Source organism: Streptomyces sp. NPDC058620, from assembly GCF_042717135.1.
In the GTDB taxonomy this organism is placed as follows: domain Bacteria; phylum Actinomycetota; class Actinomycetes; order Streptomycetales; family Streptomycetaceae; genus Streptomyces.
Genome location: NZ_JBHXQO010000088.1, coordinates 1 through 18,684 on the forward strand (window position 1 = coordinate 1; position 18,684 = coordinate 18,684).

General features: G+C 70.2%; 18 protein-coding genes. 9 read left to right on the forward strand and 9 right to left on the reverse strand.

Going from position 1 to position 18,684, the window contains the following annotated elements; all coding sequences use genetic code 11:
• Nucleotides 1–420: 420 nt before the first annotated feature.
• Nucleotides 421–1,062 carry a DNA-3-methyladenine glycosylase gene (locus tag ACFWSK_RS35515; RefSeq protein ID WP_383795668.1) on the reverse strand — a complete coding sequence of 214 codons (642 nt, stop codon included), beginning with the start codon at nucleotides 1,060–1,062 and terminating at the stop codon, nucleotides 421–423.
• A gap of 87 nt (nucleotides 1,063–1,149) precedes the next feature.
• Between ACFWSK_RS35515 and ACFWSK_RS35520 the strand changes: the two genes are divergently transcribed.
• The 3 genes from ACFWSK_RS35520 to ACFWSK_RS35530 all read left to right on the forward strand — a co-directional run bounded on the left by ACFWSK_RS35520 (nucleotide 1,150) and on the right by ACFWSK_RS35530 (nucleotide 3,169).
• The gene (locus ACFWSK_RS35520; protein WP_383795671.1) at nucleotides 1,150–1,932 is read left to right on the forward strand and encodes a sporulation protein; all 783 of its coding nucleotides are present in this window, start codon (nucleotides 1,150–1,152) and stop codon (nucleotides 1,930–1,932) included.
• Nucleotides 1,933–1,986: 54 nt separating this feature from the next.
• On the forward strand, nucleotides 1,987–2,520 hold the full coding sequence (locus tag ACFWSK_RS35525) for a YbhB/YbcL family Raf kinase inhibitor-like protein (protein WP_383795674.1): 534 nt from the start codon (nucleotides 1,987–1,989) through the stop codon (nucleotides 2,518–2,520).
• 142 nt (nucleotides 2,521–2,662) lie between these two features.
• Nucleotides 2,663–3,169: an HNH endonuclease gene (locus ACFWSK_RS35530; RefSeq protein WP_383795676.1), complete on the forward strand. Its 507-nt coding sequence runs from the start codon at nucleotides 2,663–2,665 to the stop codon at nucleotides 3,167–3,169.
• A gap of 60 nt (nucleotides 3,170–3,229) precedes the next feature.
• Here the strand turns inward: ACFWSK_RS35530 and ACFWSK_RS35535 are convergent, their stop codons facing one another.
• The 4 genes from ACFWSK_RS35535 to ACFWSK_RS35550 all read right to left on the reverse strand — a co-directional run bounded on the left by ACFWSK_RS35535 (nucleotide 3,230) and on the right by ACFWSK_RS35550 (nucleotide 6,429).
• Complete coding sequence (locus ACFWSK_RS35535) at nucleotides 3,230–3,997, reverse strand: sulfite exporter TauE/SafE family protein (protein WP_383795679.1); 768 nt, start codon at nucleotides 3,995–3,997, stop codon at nucleotides 3,230–3,232.
• Nucleotides 3,998–4,081: 84 nt separating this feature from the next.
• Nucleotides 4,082–5,020, reverse strand: a complete 939-nt coding sequence (locus tag ACFWSK_RS35540) for an SPFH domain-containing protein (RefSeq protein ID WP_382740404.1) — start codon at nucleotides 5,018–5,020, stop codon at nucleotides 4,082–4,084.
• 127 nt (nucleotides 5,021–5,147) lie between these two features.
• A complete protein-coding gene (locus ACFWSK_RS35545; protein WP_383795683.1) occupies nucleotides 5,148–5,576 on the reverse strand; it encodes an NfeD family protein in 429 nt (142 codons plus the stop codon).
• A gap of 55 nt (nucleotides 5,577–5,631) precedes the next feature.
• Nucleotides 5,632–6,429 (reverse strand): ABC transporter ATP-binding protein, encoded by a 798-nt coding sequence (locus ACFWSK_RS35550; protein ID WP_383795686.1) that lies wholly within the window; start codon nucleotides 6,427–6,429, stop codon nucleotides 5,632–5,634.
• A gap of 145 nt (nucleotides 6,430–6,574) precedes the next feature.
• Between ACFWSK_RS35550 and ACFWSK_RS35555 the strand changes: the two genes are divergently transcribed.
• A complete protein-coding gene (locus ACFWSK_RS35555) occupies nucleotides 6,575–7,363 on the forward strand; it encodes a hypothetical protein (RefSeq protein ID WP_382740413.1) in 789 nt (262 codons plus the stop codon).
• Between the two features lie 131 nt (nucleotides 7,364–7,494).
• Here ACFWSK_RS35555 and ACFWSK_RS35560 read toward each other — a convergent pair whose 3' ends face one another.
• The 3 genes from ACFWSK_RS35560 to ACFWSK_RS35570 form a co-directional block, all read right to left on the reverse strand.
• Complete coding sequence (locus tag ACFWSK_RS35560; protein ID WP_383795689.1) at nucleotides 7,495–7,743, reverse strand: chaplin family protein; 249 nt, start codon at nucleotides 7,741–7,743, stop codon at nucleotides 7,495–7,497.
• Nucleotides 7,744–7,889: 146 nt separating this feature from the next.
• Nucleotides 7,890–8,534 (reverse strand): response regulator, encoded by a 645-nt coding sequence (locus ACFWSK_RS35565; protein ID WP_383795691.1) that lies wholly within the window; start codon nucleotides 8,532–8,534, stop codon nucleotides 7,890–7,892.
• On the reverse strand, nucleotides 8,527–9,672 hold the full coding sequence (locus tag ACFWSK_RS35570; RefSeq protein ID WP_383795694.1) for a GAF domain-containing sensor histidine kinase: 1,146 nt from the start codon (nucleotides 9,670–9,672) through the stop codon (nucleotides 8,527–8,529). Before ACFWSK_RS35570 ends, ACFWSK_RS35565 begins: the two co-directional genes overlap by 8 nt.
• Nucleotides 9,673–9,912: 240 nt before the next feature.
• Between ACFWSK_RS35570 and ACFWSK_RS35575 the strand changes: the two genes are divergently transcribed.
• From ACFWSK_RS35575 to ACFWSK_RS35585, 3 genes are all read left to right on the forward strand, one after another.
• Nucleotides 9,913–10,623 carry an SDR family NAD(P)-dependent oxidoreductase gene (locus ACFWSK_RS35575; protein WP_383795696.1) on the forward strand — a complete coding sequence of 237 codons (711 nt, stop codon included), beginning with the start codon at nucleotides 9,913–9,915 and terminating at the stop codon, nucleotides 10,621–10,623.
• On the forward strand, nucleotides 10,620–11,699 hold the full coding sequence (locus ACFWSK_RS35580) for an S-adenosylmethionine:tRNA ribosyltransferase-isomerase (protein WP_383795699.1): 1,080 nt from the start codon (nucleotides 10,620–10,622) through the stop codon (nucleotides 11,697–11,699). The genes ACFWSK_RS35575 and ACFWSK_RS35580 overlap by 4 nt, the downstream gene beginning before the upstream one ends.
• A 288-nt stretch (nucleotides 11,700–11,987) precedes the next feature.
• Nucleotides 11,988–12,749 (forward strand): transglycosylase SLT domain-containing protein, encoded by a 762-nt coding sequence (locus ACFWSK_RS35585; protein ID WP_383795702.1) that lies wholly within the window; start codon nucleotides 11,988–11,990, stop codon nucleotides 12,747–12,749.
• Between the two features lie 88 nt (nucleotides 12,750–12,837).
• Here ACFWSK_RS35585 and ACFWSK_RS35590 read toward each other — a convergent pair whose 3' ends face one another.
• Entirely contained in the window at nucleotides 12,838–15,378 is a 2,541-nt protein-coding gene (locus ACFWSK_RS35590) for an FHA domain-containing protein (protein WP_383795705.1), read from the reverse strand.
• Nucleotides 15,379–15,622: 244 nt separating this feature from the next.
• Here ACFWSK_RS35590 and ACFWSK_RS35595 point away from each other — a divergent pair, with 244 nt between their 5' ends.
• Both ACFWSK_RS35595 and serB read left to right on the forward strand, forming a co-directional pair.
• Nucleotides 15,623–17,197: a streptophobe family protein gene (locus tag ACFWSK_RS35595; protein ID WP_383795708.1), complete on the forward strand. Its 1,575-nt coding sequence runs from the start codon at nucleotides 15,623–15,625 to the stop codon at nucleotides 17,195–17,197.
• A 191-nt stretch (nucleotides 17,198–17,388) separates the two neighbouring features.
• Nucleotides 17,389–18,645 (forward strand): phosphoserine phosphatase SerB, encoded by a 1,257-nt coding sequence (gene serB, locus ACFWSK_RS35600; RefSeq protein ID WP_383795711.1) that lies wholly within the window; start codon nucleotides 17,389–17,391, stop codon nucleotides 18,643–18,645.
• The last annotated feature ends 39 nt before the right edge of the window (nucleotides 18,646–18,684 follow it).

Below are 18,684 nucleotides of genomic sequence, written 5' to 3' on the forward strand. Positions count from 1 at the left end.
ACCGGGGCCCTCCGGGCGCTTCCCTTCGTTCTTGCGTTTCCGACTCTATCAGACTCTTTCGTGTCCGATTCCCGGTCGAAGCGGGTTTCGCCTTTCAAGGAATTCGCTTTCGCGGTTTCCCTTTCCGGCGGTTCCAACCTTACCAGACTCATTTCGTTCCGTTTCCGGTTCGAATTTGATTCCGGCGGCCTGTTGGAGGGCCTTTGCCTTTCGGCGTGTCCACTACGTTAGCCGATTTCCTTGGTGGCTCATAATCGAGCCGATGGGACGAATTGCGGCATGCCGAATTCGCACCCGCCAGGGTGACTCGTAGGTAGTGGTTGGCCGCTTCGAGAAGCACGGACCCGGTTCGATGAACCGTTCCGACAACAGCATTCGTTCAAGCGGCTCGGACTACTTTAGGGGCCTCCCGGGAACGAGTCAAGTCGCCCGGCGACGGGGGGCGTGGGCCCGGTACTGACTCACTGTCGGGTCGCCGTCGATCCAGAAACGCCAGGGATGATGCGCGCCGTCCCCGCCCACCCCGGTGCGCGGGCCACTGCGCACCTGGTCGCGGGGTGGCGGGGTGCCGTGCAGTACATACAGCGGCGCGGACGGGCCGGCGACGACGTCGTCGCCGTTGAGCGCGCGGTCCACGCCGAGTGCCGTGGCCAGGCGTGCCGGGCCCTTGGCCAGTTCCTTGTCGTTGCGGGCCGAGAGTCGCCGCTTGCGCGCCCATTCCGCGCCGGCCTCGATCGCGCCGGCCCGGAGCAGGACACCGCTCGCCATGCCCTCCGGGCCGCACACCAGGTTGAGGCAGTGCCACATGCCGTACGTGAAGTAGACGTACGCATGACCGGGCGGGCCGAACATGGCGTGGTTGCGCCGAGTGCGGCCCCGGAAGGCGTGCGAGCCCGGGTCGATCTCCCCCGCGTACGCCTCCACCTCGGTGAGGCGTACCTCGATGGGCCCGTCGTCCGTGGTGCGGACGAGCGTGCGGCCCAGCAGGTCTGGGGCGACTTCCAGTACGGACCGGTCGAAAAAGTCCCGCGTCAGCGGCGTGCGTTCCATGCCCTCGGTCATGGCGTCCGAGGGTACTGGGACCTCGCGTCCGGGAACCGGCTACGGTCGTGGCGCGTATGTAGGGGTCAGGACCAACAAGGAGAAAACATGGGCTTCAAGAGGCTTCTCGCGAGCATGGGTGCCGGTGGCGCTTCGGTGGAGACCGAGCTGACCGAGCTGAACGTCGTCCCCGGTGGGGTCGTGCAGGGCGAGGTCCGTATCCAGGGCGGGTCCGTGGACCAGCAGGTGGAGGCGCTCTCCGTCGGCCTGCAGGCTCGGGTCGAGGTCGAGGGCCAGGACCAGGAGACGAAGCAGGACATCGAGTTCACCAAGCTGCGTCTGGGCGGGGCCTTCGAGGTCAAGGCCGGTGCCGTCCACGTCGTACCGTTCGGGCTCGAAATCCCGTGGGAGACGCCGATCACGATGTTCGGCGGACAGCACCTGCGCGGCATGAACATCGGTGTGACGACCGAGCTCGAGATCGCCCGCGCGGTCGACTCCGGGGACCTGGACCCGATCAACGTGCACCCGCTGCCGGCGCAGCAGGCGATCCTGGACGCCTTCGGGCAGCTCGGTTTCGGTTTCCGCAGCGCCGACATGGAGCGTGGTCACATCCGCGGCACGCGGCAGCGCCTGCCGTTCTACCAGGAGATCGAGTTCGTACCGCCGCAGCAGTACCGCGGGCTGAACCAGGTCGAGCTCACGTTCGTCGCGGACGACCGCGAGATGGACGTCGTGCTGGAGATGGACAAGAAGCCGGGGCTCTTCAGCGAGGGCAGCGACTCGTACCGGACGTTCAAGGTCGGGCACAACGACTTCCAGGGCACCGACTGGGTGGCCTACCTCAACCAGTGGCTCGCGCAGGTCGGTGGACAGCGCAACTGGCTCTAGGGTCGAGGGGAGACCCGCCGACAGCAGAAGAGCCGATTCAGGAGAGGTGCTGACGTGACCCAGTCGAAGAGGGCGCCGCTGCCGCACGACTTCCATCCCGCTGTCCCCTCGTTCACCGTGGTGAGCGAGGACCTGGAGCCGGGTGGTGTGCTCGCGGACGCGCAGGTGCTCGCGGAAGGGAACACATCGCCGCAGCTGCGGTGGGAGGGTTTCCCCGCGGAGACCAAGAGCTTCGCCGTGACGTGCTTCGATCCGGATGCGCCCACGGGCAGCGGATTCTGGCACTGGGTGCTCTTCGACATCCCGGCGTCGGTCACGGAACTGCCGGCCGGTGCGGGCAGCGCGAAGTCCGACGGACTGCCCGCCGGTGCCGTCCACGTCCGTAACGACTACGGGTCGAAGGACTTCGGCGGAGCCGCGCCGCCGGCCGGGGAGAACCACCGCTACGTGTTCACCGTGTATGCGGTGGACAGCGAGAAGCTCGGTGTCGACAGTGACGTGTCGCCGGCGGCCGTCGGTTTCAATCTGCGGTTCCACACGCTGGGCCGTGCACAGCTCGTCGGTGAGTACGAGGCTCCGGCGAGCTGAGAAGTTTCTCCGCTGTTTGCCCTGCCCTGGTCTTGGAGAGATCAGGGCAGGGCATTTTTTATTGCGTTGTCCATCACGGCCCGCCCAGCCAGAGTTGATCCGGGCCTGCCAGGGGGCGGGCGGCACACGGGAGGTGGGCGGGATGCGGGACACGCTGGTACTGAATGCGAGCTTCGAGCCGCTGTCGACGGTGACTCTCAACCGTGCGGTGGTGCTGATCCTGACGGACAAGGCCGTGGTCGAGCAGTCGCATCCCGGCCTCCGTATGCGCGGTGCCGACGTCGATATTCCGGTGCCCCGGGTGATCAGGCTCTGCAGGTACGTACGGGTGCCGTTCCGAAGACAGGCCCCGTGGTCCAGAAGGGGTGTGCTCATACGGGACCAACACCGGTGCGCGTACTGCGGGCGCAGGGCGAGCACCGTCGACCACGTGGTTCCGCGGGCGCAGGGGGGTCAGGATTCGTGGCTGAACACGGTGGCGTCCTGCGCCGAGGACAACCACCGCAAGGCGGCCAGGACGCCGGAGCAGGCGGGGATGCCGTTGCTGCGGCAGCCGTTCGTCCCGTCGCCGGCGGAGGCGATGCTGCTGGCGATGGGGGCCGGTGACCGGTCGGCCCTGCCGGAGTGGCTGGACCGGTCCGCGGCGTAGTGCGGGTGGGCCGTTGACGTATCGGAAGCCCGTCTCCGTGGGGAGACGGGCTTCCGTGTGTCAGCGGAGCAGCAGCTGGACGATGGCGGCCGTGCCGACCACGACGATGAAGGCACGGAGGAAGGCGGGGCTGAGGCGCCGGCCCACCTTGGCGCCGATCTGGCCGCCAATGGCGGAGCCGACGGCGATGAGGACGACGGCCGTCCAGTCGAAGTCGGCGACGAAGAGGAAGAACAGCGCGGCGATGCTGTTGACGACGGCGGCGAGGACGTTCTTGACGGCGTTCAGTCGCTGCATGGTGTCGTCGAGCAGCATGCCCATCAGGGAGAGGTAAATGATGCCCTGGGCGGCGGTGAAGTAGCCCCCGTAGACACTGGCGAGGGTCAGCCCGGTGTAGAGGGCCGGTCCTCCGTCGGGGCGGGGGCGGGTGCCGTTGCGCTCCCGGCGGCGCTGGACCGCTTTGCTGATGCGTGGTTGCAGGATGACCAGGACGAGCGCGAGGGCGACCAGGACCGGGACGATCGTCTCGAACGCCGTTGAGGGCAGGGCCAGGAGGAGAGTGGCGCCGGTGAGGCCGCCGATGGCGGCGCCGACGCTGAGTTTCAGTACGCGGCGCCGCTGTCCCGCGAGTTCCTGGCGGTAGCCGATCGCGCCGCTGATGGAGCCGGGGATCAGGCCGAGGGCGTTGGAGACGGTGGCGGTCACGGGTGGCAGGCCCGTGGCGAGCAGGACGGGGAAGGTGATCAGTGTGCCCGAGCCGACGATCGTGTTGATCGTGCCCGCGCCGACACCCGCCGCGAAGATCGCGAGGATTTCCCAGATGGACAAGGCCATCTCCTTCGATGGTCAGTGATGCCTCCCCGCCATGAAGGTCGAGGGGCCGCACTGATCATGCACGAAGATGGATCTCCGTCAGCCGACGGGGGGTTCCTCGCGGCGCTCCTTGCCGGTGTTGCCGGTGTTGAAGCCGGGGGCGCCGCTGCCGAGGTTGCCGAAGGCTCCGCTGAGGCCCTTGAGGGCGTCGCCGATCTCGCTGGGCACGATCCAGAGCTTGTTCGCGTCGCCCTCGGCGATCTTCGGGAGCATCTGGAGGTACTGGTACGAGAGGAGCTTCTGGTCCGGGTCCCCGGCGTGGATGGCCTCGAACACCGTGCGGATGGCCTGGGACTCGCCCTCGGCGCGCAGTGCGGATGCCTTGGCCTCACCCTCGGCGCGCAGGATCGCGGACTGCTTCTCGCCCTCGGCGGTAAGGATCGCGGACTGCCTGATGCCCTCGGCGGTGAGGATCGCGGCGCGCTTGTCGCGGTCGGCGCGCATCTGCTTCTCCATCGAGTCCTGGATGGAGGTGGGCGGCTCGATGGCCTTGAGCTCGACGCGGTTGACGCGGATGCCCCACTTGCCGGTGGCTTCGTCGAGGACGCCGCGCAGGGCCGCGTTGATCTCCTCGCGGGAGGTGAGGGTCCGCTCCAGGTCCATGCCACCGATGATGTTGCGGAGGGTGGTGACGGTGAGCTGTTCGATCGCCTGGATGTAGCTCGCGACCTCGTAGGTCGCGGCGCGGGCGTCGGTCACCTGGTAGTAGATGACGGTGTCGATGTTGACGACCAGGTTGTCCTGGGTGATCACCGGCTGGGGCGGGAAGGGGACGACCTGTTCGCGGAGGTCGATCCGGTTGCGGATGGAGTCGATGAACGGGACGACGATGTTCAGCCCGGCGTTGAGGGTGCGCGTGTAGCGGCCGAAGCGCTCGACGATGGCGGCACTGGCCTGCGGGATGACCTGGATCGTCTTGATCAGGGCGATGAAGACGAGCACCACCAGAATGATCAGGACGATGATGATCGGTTGCATCGTGTGACTCGTGCCCTTCGGTTGCCGACGGATCGCGGTGATCTTGGTCGAGATCTCATGAGGTGCGAATTCTCATGATGATCGACATCGAGTTTGTCAGAACTCCGGCTGTCGTGCGCGCAGTTCGCTACATGACGACGGCTGTCGCCCCGTCGATGTCGACGACATCGACCTGTTGGCCGGGCTCGAGGGTCTGGTCGCTGTCGAGCGTACGGGCGGACCAGATCTCGCCGGCCAGCTTGATGCGGCCGCCGCTGCCGTCGACCCGTTCCAGCACGACTGCCTGACGGCCTTTCAGGGCGTCGATGCCCGTCGCGTGCGGAGGACGGTCGCCGCGGTGCCGGGCGGCGATGGGGCGCACGACGGCGATGAGCGCCACGGATACGGCGACGAAGACCAGCACTTGGGCCACGATGCCGCCGCCGAGGGCCGCGACGACCGCCGCGCAGACGGCTCCGGCGGCGAACATTCCGAATTCGGGCATCGCTGTGAGGACGAGCGGGATGCCCAGTCCCACCGCCCCGATCAGCCACCACACCCACGCGTCGATTTCCACGACGTCATCGTAGGACCGCGAGTGCCCCCGCCAACAGGGCGCGGGCGGGCGGCTGTCAGGCGAGCGGCAGTCCGTGGGCCGTGTAGCGGTCGCCGGTGTGCTCGACGACGAGCGGCAGGCCGAAGCAGAGGGAGAGGTTGCGGGAGCTGAGCTCGGTCTCCATGGGGCCCGCGGCGAGGACCTTGCCCTGCCGGATCATCAGGACGTGCGTGAAGCCGGGTGCGATCTCCTCGACATGGTGGGTGACCATGATCATGGAGGGTGCGAACGGGTCGCGGGCGAGCCTGCCGAGGCGGCGGACCAGGTCTTCGCGGCCTCCGAGGTCGAGGCCGGCGGCGGGCTCGTCGAGGAGGAGGAGCTCGGGGTCGGTCATCATCGCGCGGGCGATCAGGGTGCGCTTGCGCTCGCCCTCGGAGAGGGTGCCGAACTTGCGCTCCAGGAACTCGGTCATGCCGAGCCGGTCGAGGAAGGCGCGGGCGCGGTCCTCGTCGACGGCGTCGTAGTTCTCGTGCCAGGTGGCGGTCATGCCGTACGCGGCGGTGAGCACCGTCTGCAGCACGGTCTGGCGCTTGGGCAGCTTGTCGGCCATGGCCATGCCCGCGATGCCGATGCGGGGGCGGAGGTCGAACACGTCGGTGCCCACGCCGCCGAGCTGCTCGCCGAGGACCTTGGCGGTTCCGGTGCTCGGGAAGAGGTAGCTGGACGCGATGTTCAGGAGGGTGGTCTTGCCGGCGCCGTTCGGTCCGAGGATGACCCAGCGCTCACCCTCCTTGACCGACCAGGAGACGTCGTCCACCAGAGCGCGTCCGTCGCGGACCACGGATACGTCCACCAGCTCCAGTACATCGCTCATGAGCGCGTTGTCTCCCCATGCAGTCTCGAGATCGTCGCGTGCCTGTAGGCACAGCTCCCAGGGAAAACCTACGCCACCCCAGGAGCGCTTCAGCCGCTGGGCCGGTGTGATGACGGGCCCGGGACGCATTCCCTAGGCTGTCGCCATGCTTTCGGAACCACGCTCAGGGCTCTTCGCTGCCTGGGGAAACGCGCTTGTGGCGGGACTCGTATCACCGGACGATGCGGCGCTCGCGATTGTCGGGGAGGACGCGGTGCACCGCGTGGAGGGGGTGCCTGGTGAGGCGGGGCCGGTCGGACTGACGCTGGCGCTCGGGCGGCTGCGGGCGCTGGGGGCGACCGGTTTCCGGGTCGCGCTGCCGGTGTCGGGGCATCCGCTGGGGCTCAGCGGGCCGCCGGAGTTCAACGCGCGGGCGCTGGAGGCGGAGGAGGCCGTGGTGGCTTCCGGGGTGCCGTACGGGCTCGTGCCGGAGGTGCGTGAGGTGGGTCCCGCGGGGGATCTGCACGTCGAGGTGGTGTGGCGTTGTCTGCCGGTACGGGAGGCGCCACCCGCCGATGTGCCGTCGCTGAGCGAGGCCGAGCGGGAGCTGGCGGAGGCGTTGCGGGATGCGACGGCGGTGCTGGCGCGGCTGGATGTGGCCGGGTCGGGGCCGGTGGCCGAGGCTGCGGTGGACGCGTACCGGGCGCGGGCTGAGCGGGGACGCGAGGTGCTGGCTCCGGGGTATCCGCCGCGTGCGGTGCGGGTGCTGGAGCTGGCGCAGCGGGTCGGGCTGCTGGTCTCGGTGGCGTACGAGAACGGGCCTGGCGGTGCGGTGACGGCTGCGGAGATCTCGGCGCGGGGTGAGGCGCTCAGGCCGGTGGAGCGGGTGGCTCGTCGGGCGCAGGTGGCCGCGTACAACGCGTATGTGGAGGAGGGGGAGCGGGGGCGGCGGTAGCGCGTGGGTGGGGGCCGGGCTCTGGGGCCTTCGTCCTCGAACGCCGGACGGGCTGGGATGGTGCTGGACGGCGATGATGCCGGGCGGGCCTGGGGAATGGGCCCGCCCGGCGGTTCTGCCGACGGGGTCGGTCAGTGGTTCAGGCCGAAGTTGCCGAACGCCGGGTTGAGCAGGCCGATCACGTTGACGGTGTTGCCCACGACGTTCACGGGAACGTGCACCGGGACCTGGACGACGTTGCCCGAGCCGACGCCCGGGGAGTTGACGGCCGTGCCGTGGGCGCCGGCGCCGTGACCGGTGGCGGAGGCAGCACCGGCACCGGCAGCGATGATTCCGCCGGCGATCATGGTGACGGCAGCGGCCTTCTTCAGGTTCTTCACTTCAGGTTCCTCCTAGAAACGCTGCGGCCTGCCGCCGCAGCACGCCATGGAGAACGCCCTGGAGCCCCACAGGATGCGCCGTGTGGGTGACATACACCCGACAGTATGAATCTCAGTGCGGAGTGAGGTGGTCCGCTTGAGCGCTCTCAGCCGGCCGCCCCGTGCCGGACGGCCCACAACGCCGCCTGGGTGCGGTCGGAGAGGTCCAGCTTCATCAGGATGTTCGACACGTGCGTCTTGACCGTCTTCTCCGAGAGGACCAGCGCCCGGGCGATCTCACGGTTCGAGCGCCCGTCCGCGATCAGCCCGAGCACCTCGCGCTCCCGTTCGGTGAGGGTGCTCCCCCGGCCCGTACCGCTGCCCGCGTCGTCCTGGGCGAGCAGCGCCCCGGCGACCTCCGGCTGGAGGAGCACATGCCCGGCGTGGACCGAGCGGATGGCTCCGGCCAGGGCCTCCGGGTCGACGTCCTTGTACACGTAACCGGAGGCTCCGGCGCGCAGCGCGGGGACCACCGTGCGCTGTTCCGTGAAGCTGGTGACGATCAGGACCTTGGCCGGATTGGCCAGTTCGCGGAGCTTGCGCAGAGCCTCGATGCCGTCCGTGCCGGGCATCTTGATGTCCATGAGGACCACGTCGGGGCGCAGCTCCTCGGTGCGGGCGACGCCCTCGGCGCCGTCCGCGGCCTCGCCGACGACCTCTATGTCGTCCTGGACCTCCAGGAACGTACGGAGTCCGCGGCGCACCACCTGGTGGTCGTCGACCAGCAGCACCTTGATGATCCTGTCAGCCACAGGGCACCTCCATCTTGATCGTGGTGCCCCGTCCGGGCGCCGATTCGACGGTGAGTTTCCCGCCGACGCTGCCGGCCCGGTGGCGCATGGACACGAGGCCGAGGTGACGGCCCGCGTGCCGGACGGCCGTGGCGTCGAACCCGCTGCCGTCGTCGGAGATCCGCAGGACGGCGGTGGCGCCGTGCCGCACGAGGGAGACGGCGACGTGCGCGGCGCCGGAGTGGCGCAGGGCATTGTGCAGGGCTTCCTGGGAGACCCGGAGCAGCGCTTCCTCCTGGGTGGCGGGCAGTGCCCGTACCCCCGCGCTCTCGAAGGTGACCCGGGCGGCGTGGGCACGGTCCAGGACCTGGATCTGCGTCCGGAGCGTGGCGACCAGGCCGTCCTCGTCGAGCGCGGCGGGGCGCAGCTCGACGACGGCCGCGCGCAGTTCGTCCACGGCTTCCGCGGCGAGAGCGGCGACCTGCTGGAGCTCGTCCTTGGCGCGGGCGGGGTCCCGGTCGACGAGGGCGGCGGCGGCCTGGGCGGTCAGGCGGAGCGAGAAGAGCTTCTGGCTGACGGCGTCGTGCAGCTCGTGGGCCAGCCGTGAACGCTCCTCCGCGATGGTGAGCTCACGGCTCCGTTCGTAGAGCCGGGCGTTGGTGAGGGCGATCGCCGCGTGCTGGGCGAGGATCGACAGGAGCTCCTCGTCCTCGGCGGTGAAGCCGCAGCTGCCGGCCGGCTTGGGGCAGCGCTTGTTGGCCAGGAAGAGGGCGCCGATGATCTCGTCGCCGTCCTGGATGGGCAGCCCGAGGAAGTCGGACATGTCGGGGTGCGCGTCGGGCCAGCCCTCGAAGCGGGGGTCCTTGCGGACGTCCGCGAGCCGCTCGGGCTTCGCCTGGTGGAGCATCGCGGCGAGGATGCCGTGCTGTCTGGGCAGCGGGCCGATGGCCTTCCACTGCTCGTCGCTGACGCCGTCCACGACGAACTGGGCGAAGCCGCCGTGGTCGTCGGGGACACCCAGGGCGGCGTATTCGGCGTCGAGCAGTTCACGGGCCGAGGCGACGATCGTCTTGAGGACGTCACGCATTTCGAGATGCCGGCTCATGGCGAGCAGCGCGGCACTCACCGCGGCGAGGCCCGACGGTGGGCGATGGCTCATGGGCTCACCGTACCGGCGGGGTACGACAGCCGTATCGGGCTGTGGACGGCCGCGGTTCCGGGCGTGGGGACTAGGACTTCCGGCGGGCGGACCTGCGAGGTCCTAGGACCGGCCGGGCCTAGGCCGAAGTGCGGGGTGCGGGTGCGGCTCGCGGACGAGGCGCGGCGCGGGGGGCTGTTCCTACGTTGGGTTCACCGGGGGCCGCCCGGTGAAGGCCGACGTTTCGAGGGGACGGTTGTCATGCCGATCGCGTTGATCACGGGTGGTTCCAGGGGGCTGGGGCGTGCACTGGGAGCGACGCTCGCGCAGCGGGGCTGGGATCTGGTGCTGGACGCCAGGAATGCCGGCGCGCTGGAGCGGACGGCCCAGGAGCTGGGCAGCCGGTACGGGACCCGCGTGGTGGCCCTGCCCGGGGATGTCACCGACGCCGCGCATCGCGGGGCTCTGGTGGCCGCCGCCGGGGAGCTGGGCGGGCTGGATCTGGTGGTGAGCAATGCGAGCGCGCTGGGTGCCGAGCCGCTCGTACGTCTGGAGGAGCTTCCGCTGGACGGGCTGCGGCTGGCTCTGGAGACCAATGTGGTGGCGGCGCTGGGCCTGGTGCAGGAGTCGTTGCCGCTGTTGCGGGCCTCGGCGGTGGGGACCGTGGTGATGGTGAGCTCGGACGCGGCGGCGGAGGCGTACGAGACCTGGGGCGGTTACGGGGCCTCGAAGGCGGCGCTCGACCAGATGGCGGCGGTCCTGGGCGAGGAGGAGCCGGGGCTGCGGGTGTGGGCCGTGGACCCCGGGGACATGCGGACGGAGCTCTACGCGGCCGCGGTGCCCGGCGACGACAGCGCGAGGCCACTTCCGGAGCGTGTGGCTCCGGCTTTCCTCCGGCTGCTGGAGGAGAGGCCGGCGAGCGGCCGGTACGCGGCGGTGTCTCTGCTGGACCCTTCCGGGGCCGGGCGATGACGGCGCTGGAGGCCCTGCGGGTGCCCGGGGAGCTGTCGGCACGGGTCCCGGCCGAGCAGCGGGGAGCGGGGCGTGACGACGTACGGCTGCTGGTCTCTCGCGGTCGTGCGGTCTCGCACCACGCGTTCCGGGAGCTGCCCGGGCAGCTGCGGGCCGGTGACGTGCTGGTGGTCAACACGTCGATGACGCTGCCGGCCGCGGTGAACGGGCGGGTGGGCGGTGAGCGGGTCGTGGTGCACTTCTCGGCCCGGGGTGAGGACGGGCGGTGGTCCGTGGAGCTGCGGCGGCCGGACGGTGCGGGGGCGACGGGCCCTCGGCAGGGTGGGCCGCTGGGGACGCAGGTACGGCTGCCGGGCGGGCACGGGCTCGTACTGGAGGAGCCGCTGGGGCCACCGGAGGCGGCCCGGCTGTGGTGGGCGCGGGCGCCGTTCGACGTGCCCGGGCTGCTGCGGCGGTACGGGCGTCCGATCCGGTACGGGTACACGGAGCGGGATCAGCCGCTGTCGGCGTACCAGACGGTGTTCGCGGTGCCGTCGCGGGACGGGAGGGGTTCGGCGGAGATGCCGAGCGCCGCGCGGCCGTTCACGGAAGCCCTGGTGGCCTCGCTGGTGCGGCGTGGGGTGCAGTTCGCCCCGCTGTCGCTGCATACGGGGGTGGCTTCGGCGGAGGCGCACGAGCCCCCGTACCCGGAGTGGTTCTCGGTGCCGGGTGCGACGGCGTGGCTGGTGAACGCGGCGCGGGCGGGTGGCTGGCGGGTCATCGCGGTCGGGACGACGGCGGTGCGGGCTCTGGAGTCGTCGGTGGGGGCGGACGGGGTCGTACGGGCGGCCGAGGGCTGGACCGGCCTCGTGGTGACGCCGCAGCGGGGTGTGCGGGCGGTGGACGGCCTGCTGACCGGGCTGCACGAGCCGGAGGCCTCTCATCTGCTGATGCTGGAGGCGATCGCGGGCCGGGAGGCGCTGCGGCGTGGATACGCGCAGGCGCTGCGGCGTTCGTACCTCTGGCACGAGTTCGGGGACGTCCATCTCCTGCTGCCGGAAGAGCCGGCAGAGGAGCCTCACGCTCCGCATTGCTGAAGCAACATCTCGTGAGTTCGCCACGTGCCCCATGTGAGCCCTCGCATAGGACCCACGTCACTTACGAAGCCCACTAGTGGATACAAAACGGGCAATCATGCGGGCATGAGTGGGGGCAACCCGGGCAGAGCGGGCACCTGATCCACTACCCGGCTTCGTACGTCACACCTTTGCCACAGCATTTTGCTGGAGCTAAGAATTGCGGCTGTCCCCGACGGAGATGCGCAACGCGGCGCTTCCGTCTTCGTCCTCCGTGAGGACACCTGCTATTCGAAGAGGTACGTCTGCATGTTCGCGTCCAGCACCCCCGGCCGTAGCCGTCGCCTGAACAAGACCCAGAAGCTCTCCGTCGCCGGAGTCTCCGCACTTGGTGCGGCTGCCCTCGCTTTCTCTCTCGTTCCCGCCGAGGCAGGAGCCGAAACAAGCACCCAGGCCCTGTCCGCCGCTCCGGTGGTCTTCGCCTCCGCGGCAGGTGCCCCGCAGGCCAAGACCGTGCAGGCCAGCATCATCGAGCAGCACTCCACCGCCGAAAGCCTGGTGAAGGCCGCCGACGCCGCCCGCGCCAAGGCCGCCGCCGCCAAGGCGAAGACCGCCGCGCAGGCGAAGGCGAAGGCCGAAGCCGCCGCGGACGCCAAGGCCAAGGCCGCTGCCGCCGCGAAGGCGAAGGCCGACGCCAAGAAGCGCTCCTCCGAGGCTGCGAGCCGCAGCGTCGCCCGTAAGCCCGTCTACGCCAACAACCTGGACGGCTGGATTCGCGAGGCCCTCGCGATCATGAAGGAAAAGAACATCCCCGGCACGTACAACGGGCTGCACAAGAACATCATGCGTGAGTCCAGCGGCAACCCGCGTGCCATCAACAACTGGGACATCAACGCGATCAACGGTGTTCCGTCCAAGGGCCTGCTGCAGGTCATCAAGCCGACGTTCGACTTCTACCACGTCGAGGGCACGCCCAAGGACCAGTACGACCCGGTCGCCAACATCACGGCCGCGGCCAACTACGCCGCGGACAAGTACGGCTCGATCGACAACGTCAACAGCGCGTACTGACCGACCCCTGGTCGGACCGGACACGCGCCGGAGGGCGGCACCCCGTGCGGGGTGCCGCCCTCCGGCGTCCGTGCGTGCGGCGGATGCGCTACTTGCGCATGACCTCCGGCTCGTGGCGGCGCAGCAGTCGCGCGACCGCGAAGCCGCAGACGATGCCGATGAACAGCAGCACCGAGATGTTCATGCCCCACTGGCCGGCCGTGCTCTCCCAGAGCGGGTCCAGGTTGGTGGGGTCCTTCTGGTCCCACGGCGGCATGAGGTGGGCCAGGTCGAGCGTCGAACCGGCCGCGGCGATGGCCCAGCGCGAGGGCATCAGCCAGGCGAACTGTTCCAGGCCGGGCGAGCCGTAGACCTGGAAGAGGATGCCGGTGAAGACGACCTGGACGATCGCGAACATGACGAGCAACGGCATCGTCTTCTCGGAGGTCTTCACCAGCGAGGAGATGACCAGGCCGAACATCATCGAGGTGAAGCCGAGCGCGATGATCGTGACGCAGAGCTCGGCGGCCGGCGGCATGATCAGGCCCTCGGCCGGCAGATCGCGGGTGGCGAAGCCGATGCCGCAGATGATGACGCCCTGGATGGCCGTGATCACTCCGAGGACGATCACCTTGGACATCAGGTAGGCGGAGCGGGAGAGGCCGGTGGCCCGCTCGCGCTCGTAGATGACCCGTTCCTTGATCAGTTCTCGTACGGAGTTGGCCGCGCCGGAGAAGCACATGCCGACCGCGAGGATCAGCATGATCGTTCCGGCGTCGCCGTTGAACCGGGACGGCGGCGTGGGCGGTGCCAGGCCGAAGTCGGCCGGGATGACCACGCTGACGATGCCGAGCACCGCGGGCAGGATCACCATCAGGCCCATGAAGCCCTTGTCGGACGCGATCACCGAGGTGTAGCGGCGGATCAGCGTCCACAGCTGCGTCCCCCAGCCCTGCGGCTTGGGCGGGCGCATCTGCTGCGGGGGCGGCATGTGTACGGACTGTGCGGCGACCGCGTCGATGTCCGCCGCGTACATCTGGTAGTGCTGCGAGCCGCGCCAGCGTCCCGCCCAGTCGTAGTCGCGGTAGTTCTCGAACGCGGAGAAGACGTCGGCCCAGCTGGTGTAGCCGAAGAAGTTGAGTGCTTCCTCCGGCGGACCGAAGTAGGCCACCGAGCCGCCCGGCGCCATCACCAGGAGCTTGTCGCAGATGGCCAGCTCGGCCACGGAGTGGGTGACGACGAGGACCGTACGGCCGTCGTCGGCGAGACCGCGCAGCAGCTGCATGACATCGCGGTCCATGCCCGGGTCGAGACCGGAGGTCGGCTCGTCCAGGAAGATCAGCGAGGGCTTGGTGAGCAGCTCCAGGGCCACGGAGACGCGCTTGCGCTGGCCGCCGGAGAGCGAGGTGACCTTCTTGTCCTTGTGGATGTCGAGCTTGAGCTCGGCGAGGACCTCGCGGATGCGGGCCTGGCGCTCGGCCTCGGTGGTGTCCGCGGGGAAGCGGAGCTTGGCCGCGTACTTCAGGGCGCGGGTGACGGTCAGTTCCTTGTGCAGGATGTCGTCCTGCGGGACCAGCCCGATGCGCTGGCGCAGCTCGGCGAACTGCTTGTACAGGTTCCGGTTGTCGTACAGGACGTCGCCCTGGTTGGCGGGCCGGTAGCCGGTGAGCGCCTTGAGCAGGGTGGACTTTCCGGAGCCGGACGGGCCGATGACGCCGATCAGCGACTTCTCCGGGACACCGAACGACACGTCCTGGAGGATCTGCTTCCCGCCGTCGACCGTGACCGTGAGGTGACGGGCGGCGAAGGAGACCTCACCGGTGTCGACGAACTCTTCGAGCCGGTCGCCGACCAGCCGGAAGGTCGAGTGACCGACGCCGACGATGTCATTCGGGCCGATGAGCGCGGACCCGGACTTGTTGAGCGGCTGGCCGTTGACGTAGGTGCCGTTGTGCGATCCGAGGTCACGGATCTCGAAGCGGCCGCCGGGCGTCGCGTGGAACTCGGCGTGGTGGCGGGAGACCTGGAGGTCGGAGACGACCAGCTCGTTCTCCAGCGCACGGCCGATGCGCATCACCCGGCCGAGGTCCAGCTGGTGGAACGTCGTGGGGCTGCGGTCCCCGTAGACCGGCTGGGCTCCGGGGACGCCGCCGGGGCCACCCGCGCCGGGCGCCTTCTGGATGCCCTGCTGGTGCGGGACCTGCGGCTGGACGTGTCCCGGCTGGGGCTGCTGCTGCCACGCCTGCTGCTGGTGCTGGGCCTGGTCGTGCCCGGCCGGTCCGCCCTGCTGGGGGTGGGCGGGGGCCTGCTGGGCGCCCGCCGCCCGGCCGCTGTAGAGGTCCGCGGCGGCACCGCTGAGGCTGAGCCGCGGTCCGTCGGTGGCGTTGCCCAGGTGCACCGCCGAGCCGGGCCCGATCTCCATCTGATGGATCCGTTGGCCCTGTACGTAGGTGCCGTTGGTGCTGCCGTGGTCCTCGATGAACCAACTGCGGCCCCCCCAGCTGATCGTGGCGTGCCGCCACGACACCCTGGCGTCGTCGACCACGAGATCGCCCTGCGGATCACGTCCGAGGGTGTACGACCTGGACGGATCGAGCGTCCAGGTCCTGCCATTCAATTCCAGTACGAGTTCCGGCACTCCGCGCCCCACTAATTGTCCCCCGAGAGACTCCCGTCGCAGGGAGTCCAGGGATGCTGAACATCGTGGGGAACTATTCCAGGACCAGTCACCGATCGGAAAGCCGGGCGGAGTGAAGACCGCGCAGAGACCTGTGCTGCCACACCGTTGACTCGGGCGAAACAGCCTCGGACAGTGGTAACCACGCACGAGTGCGTACGGATCATGAGTGAATGGGTCAACTCAGGGCATGTAGGTGCAGATTGGGGGGTCCTGCATGGCTGCGGACACGAGGGCGGGCGCGGACCGGGGGGCTGCGGGCCGGGGCGGCCGGGGTCTCCCCTGGGTGGATGTCGTGCTCGCCTCGGTCGCCTCGGTGAGCTGGGCGCTGGCCGCGATGGCCGGGGCGGCGGCGCTGGGGCTGCATCTGCTCGGCGCCGGCTTTGTCGGTGAACTGGGCCCGATGACCGCGGCCGTGGTGGTGCTGGGGGTCGGCGGCACGGTCTCCCCGTCCGGTGACGTGACGGCCTTCGGGCTCGACGGGGCCGGGGCGCGTACGGCTGTCGACGTGACTCCACTGGGTGTGGGCCTGGTGGGCGCGCTCGTCCTGTCCTTCTTCTTCCTGCGCTCGCTGCGCGGTGCGGGCGCGGACCTCTCCTGGGGCGAGCTCGGTGCTCGTACGGGGTCGGTGGTTGCCCTGTTCGTGGCCATGGTGGGGGGACTTGCCTGGGCGGGTCACGATGTCGTGACGATCGACGGGGGCCGGCTGCCGGGGGCCGGTGGGGGTTCCGGTGGCGGTGCGGCCGATGGGCTCGGGGACCTGGGCGGACTGCTGCCCGACCGGCTCGCCGACCTGGCGCGGGCCGAGGCGCGGGTGGGGTTCGCCGTCGACACCGGGGCCTCGCTGGCGGGTGGCGCCTGCTGGGTGCTCGGGGTGCTCGTGATCGCCCTGCTCGCTTCCCGTACTCCGCTGCCGGGCCCGGCCGGGTGGTTCCACGGGATGGTGCGGCCCGCCGTGTCCGCGCTGGTCTCGGTGCTGCTCGTCGCGGTGCTGGCCGGGTGCGCGGCCGCGGCGTACGCGGCGGCCGGCGACGCGCATCCGAAGCGGATCGCGGGTGCCGCGCTGCTGGGGGCACCGAACGGGGCGTGGCTCGGGGTGCCGCTCGGGCTGTTCGTGCCGTGGGACGGCGAGGCCACGGGTGAGCTGTCCGGGCTGCTTCCGGATCCGCTGGACGAGCTGTTACGGGGCTCCGCGGGGCAGCCGGTGACGGTCGGGAGGCTTGCCGAACTGGACGGCAGGCTCTGGCTGCTGGCGCTCGCCTCCGGGGTGACGATGCTGTACGCGGGGGTGCTGGCGGCGGCCCGCACACCGTGTGCGCCCGGGGTGTCCGCCGCCGGGTTCGCGGGGCGGTGTGCGGTGCGGCTCGGGGGCGTGACGGCGATCGCGCTGCCGTTGCTGGTGTGGCTGACCCACGTGTCCGCGGACGCCTCGCTGTCGGTGCTGGGCTTCGACGCCTTCGGGGCCGGGATCGAGCTGCGGGGTCGGGCGGGTGTGGCGGCGGGGCTGGGAGCGGCGTGGGGGGCCGGTGCGGGAGCGGCGGGGGCGGGGCTTGCGTGGGCGGTGGGGGCGGTGCCGATGCTGGAGGGCGGGTATCCGGACGCGGAGGCTGCCGGGCCGTACCGTCCTTCGCGGCCGTACCGGGCGCCCAACGACGGTACGAACCCGTATCTGCGGATGCCGGAGGGAATGCACGGGGCACCGACGGTGGTGGGGCGGACCGGGCGGCCGGTGCCGCCGCCGCCGGGGCCCGGGCCGGGGGCGCCGCCGGAGGAGCCACCCGGCCCCGCGTGAGCGTGCTGTCCTCGATCGCCGGGCGGACTCGACGCGGTCGCGTACGCCTGTCGTGAGGGCACGGAGGGACGGCGGCCCGCGGGGACGGGCCCGACGCACGGCGGGCCCGGGTGCGGTGGGAGGCCGTCGGTTGTCCGGGTGGCGGGACAGGGGGCCGGGGGTCCGGGTGGGACCGATACGGTGGGAACACCATGAGCGCATCTCAGCCACCGCAGTCTCCGTCGTCTCCTGAGCTCCCTGAGTCCCGTCAGGGCATCGACGAACCCACTCTTCTCGTGAAGATCTTCGGGAAGGACCGTCCCGGGATCACCGCCGGGCTCTTCGACACACTCGCCGCGTACTCCGTCGATGTCGTGGACATCGAGCAGGTCGTCACCCGCGGCCGCATCGTCCTGTGCGCCCTGGTCACCGCTCCGACCGCGGGCGGTACCACCGAGGGCGACCTGCGGGCGACCGTGCACAGCTGGGCCGATTCGCTGAAGTTGCAGGCCGAGATCATCTCGGGCAGGGGCGACAACCGGCCCCGTGGCTCCGGCCGTTCCCACGTGACCGTGCTGGGACACCCGCTCACCGCGGAGTCGACCGCCGCCATAGCGGCCAGGATCACCTCGACCGGCGGAAACATCGACCGGATCTTCCGGCTGGCGAAGTACCCGGTCACGGCCGTCGAATTCGCCGTCTCCGGTACGGGCACCGGGGAACTGCGGACCGCGCTGGCGACGGAGGCCGCCGAGATCGGCGTCGACGTCGCCGTCGTGTCGGCTGGGCTGAGCCGCCGCGCCCAGCGTCTGGTCGTCATGGACGTGGACTCCACGCTCATCCAGGACGAGGTGATCGAGCTCTTCGCGGCCCACGCGGGCTGTGAGGACAAGGTCGCCGCCGTGACCGAGCAGGCGATGCGGGGCGAGCTCGACTTCGAGCAGTCGCTGCACGCACGGGTCGCGCTGCTCGCGGGGCTCGACGTGTCGGTGGTGGACAAGGTGCGGGCCGAGGTGCGGCTGACGCCCGGCGCCCGCACCCTGATCCGTACGCTGAAGCGCCTCGGCTACCAAGTGGGTGTCGTCTCCGGCGGATTCACCCAGGTCACGGACGACCTGAAGGAACGTCTCGGCCTCGACTTCGCCTCCGCCAACACGCTGGAGATCGTCGACGGGAAGCTCACGGGCCGGGTCGTCGGCGATGTGGTGGACCGGGCAGGCAAGGCACGGCTGCTGCGGAGTTTCGCCGAACAGGCGGGGGTGCCGCTCGCCCAGACCGTCGCCATCGGTGACGGTGCCAACGACCTGGACATGCTGAACACCGCCGGGCTGGGTGTGGCGTTCAACGCGAAGCCGGTCGTGCGCGAGGCCGCTCACACGGCGGTGAACGTGCCCTTCCTGGACACGGTGCTGTATCTGCTCGGCATCACGCGCGAAGAGGTCGAGGCCGCCGACGGCCTGATCGACTGAGCGGGGACGACTGAGGGAAGGGTCCCGGCGCGGTATCCG

What these genes read in the sequence shown, in the direction of transcription:
- ACFWSK_RS35515 (WP_383795668.1), bottom strand. Translation starts at nt 1,062, where the DNA reads ATGACCGAGGGCATGGAACGCACGCCGCTGACGCGGGACTTTTTCGAC.
- ACFWSK_RS35520 (WP_383795671.1), top strand. Translation starts at nt 1,150, where the DNA reads ATGGGCTTCAAGAGGCTTCTCGCGAGCATGGGTGCCGGTGGCGCTTCG.
- ACFWSK_RS35530 (WP_383795676.1), top strand. Translation starts at nt 2,663, where the DNA reads ATGCGGGACACGCTGGTACTGAATGCGAGCTTCGAGCCGCTGTCGACG.
- ACFWSK_RS35540 (WP_382740404.1), bottom strand. Translation starts at nt 5,020, where the DNA reads ATGCAACCGATCATCATCGTCCTGATCATTCTGGTGGTGCTCGTCTTC.
- ACFWSK_RS35550 (WP_383795686.1), bottom strand. Translation starts at nt 6,429, where the DNA reads ATGAGCGATGTACTGGAGCTGGTGGACGTATCCGTGGTCCGCGACGGA.
- ACFWSK_RS35555 (WP_382740413.1), top strand. Translation starts at nt 6,575, where the DNA reads ATGCTTTCGGAACCACGCTCAGGGCTCTTCGCTGCCTGGGGAAACGCG.
- ACFWSK_RS35570 (WP_383795694.1), bottom strand. Translation starts at nt 9,672, where the DNA reads ATGAGCCATCGCCCACCGTCGGGCCTCGCCGCGGTGAGTGCCGCGCTG.
- ACFWSK_RS35575 (WP_383795696.1), top strand. Translation starts at nt 9,913, where the DNA reads ATGCCGATCGCGTTGATCACGGGTGGTTCCAGGGGGCTGGGGCGTGCA.
- ACFWSK_RS35580 (WP_383795699.1), top strand. Translation starts at nt 10,620, where the DNA reads ATGACGGCGCTGGAGGCCCTGCGGGTGCCCGGGGAGCTGTCGGCACGG.
- ACFWSK_RS35585 (WP_383795702.1), top strand. Translation starts at nt 11,988, where the DNA reads ATGTTCGCGTCCAGCACCCCCGGCCGTAGCCGTCGCCTGAACAAGACC.
- ACFWSK_RS35595 (WP_383795708.1), top strand. Translation starts at nt 15,623, where the DNA reads ATGGCTGCGGACACGAGGGCGGGCGCGGACCGGGGGGCTGCGGGCCGG.
- serB (WP_383795711.1), top strand. Translation starts at nt 17,389, where the DNA reads ATGAGCGCATCTCAGCCACCGCAGTCTCCGTCGTCTCCTGAGCTCCCT.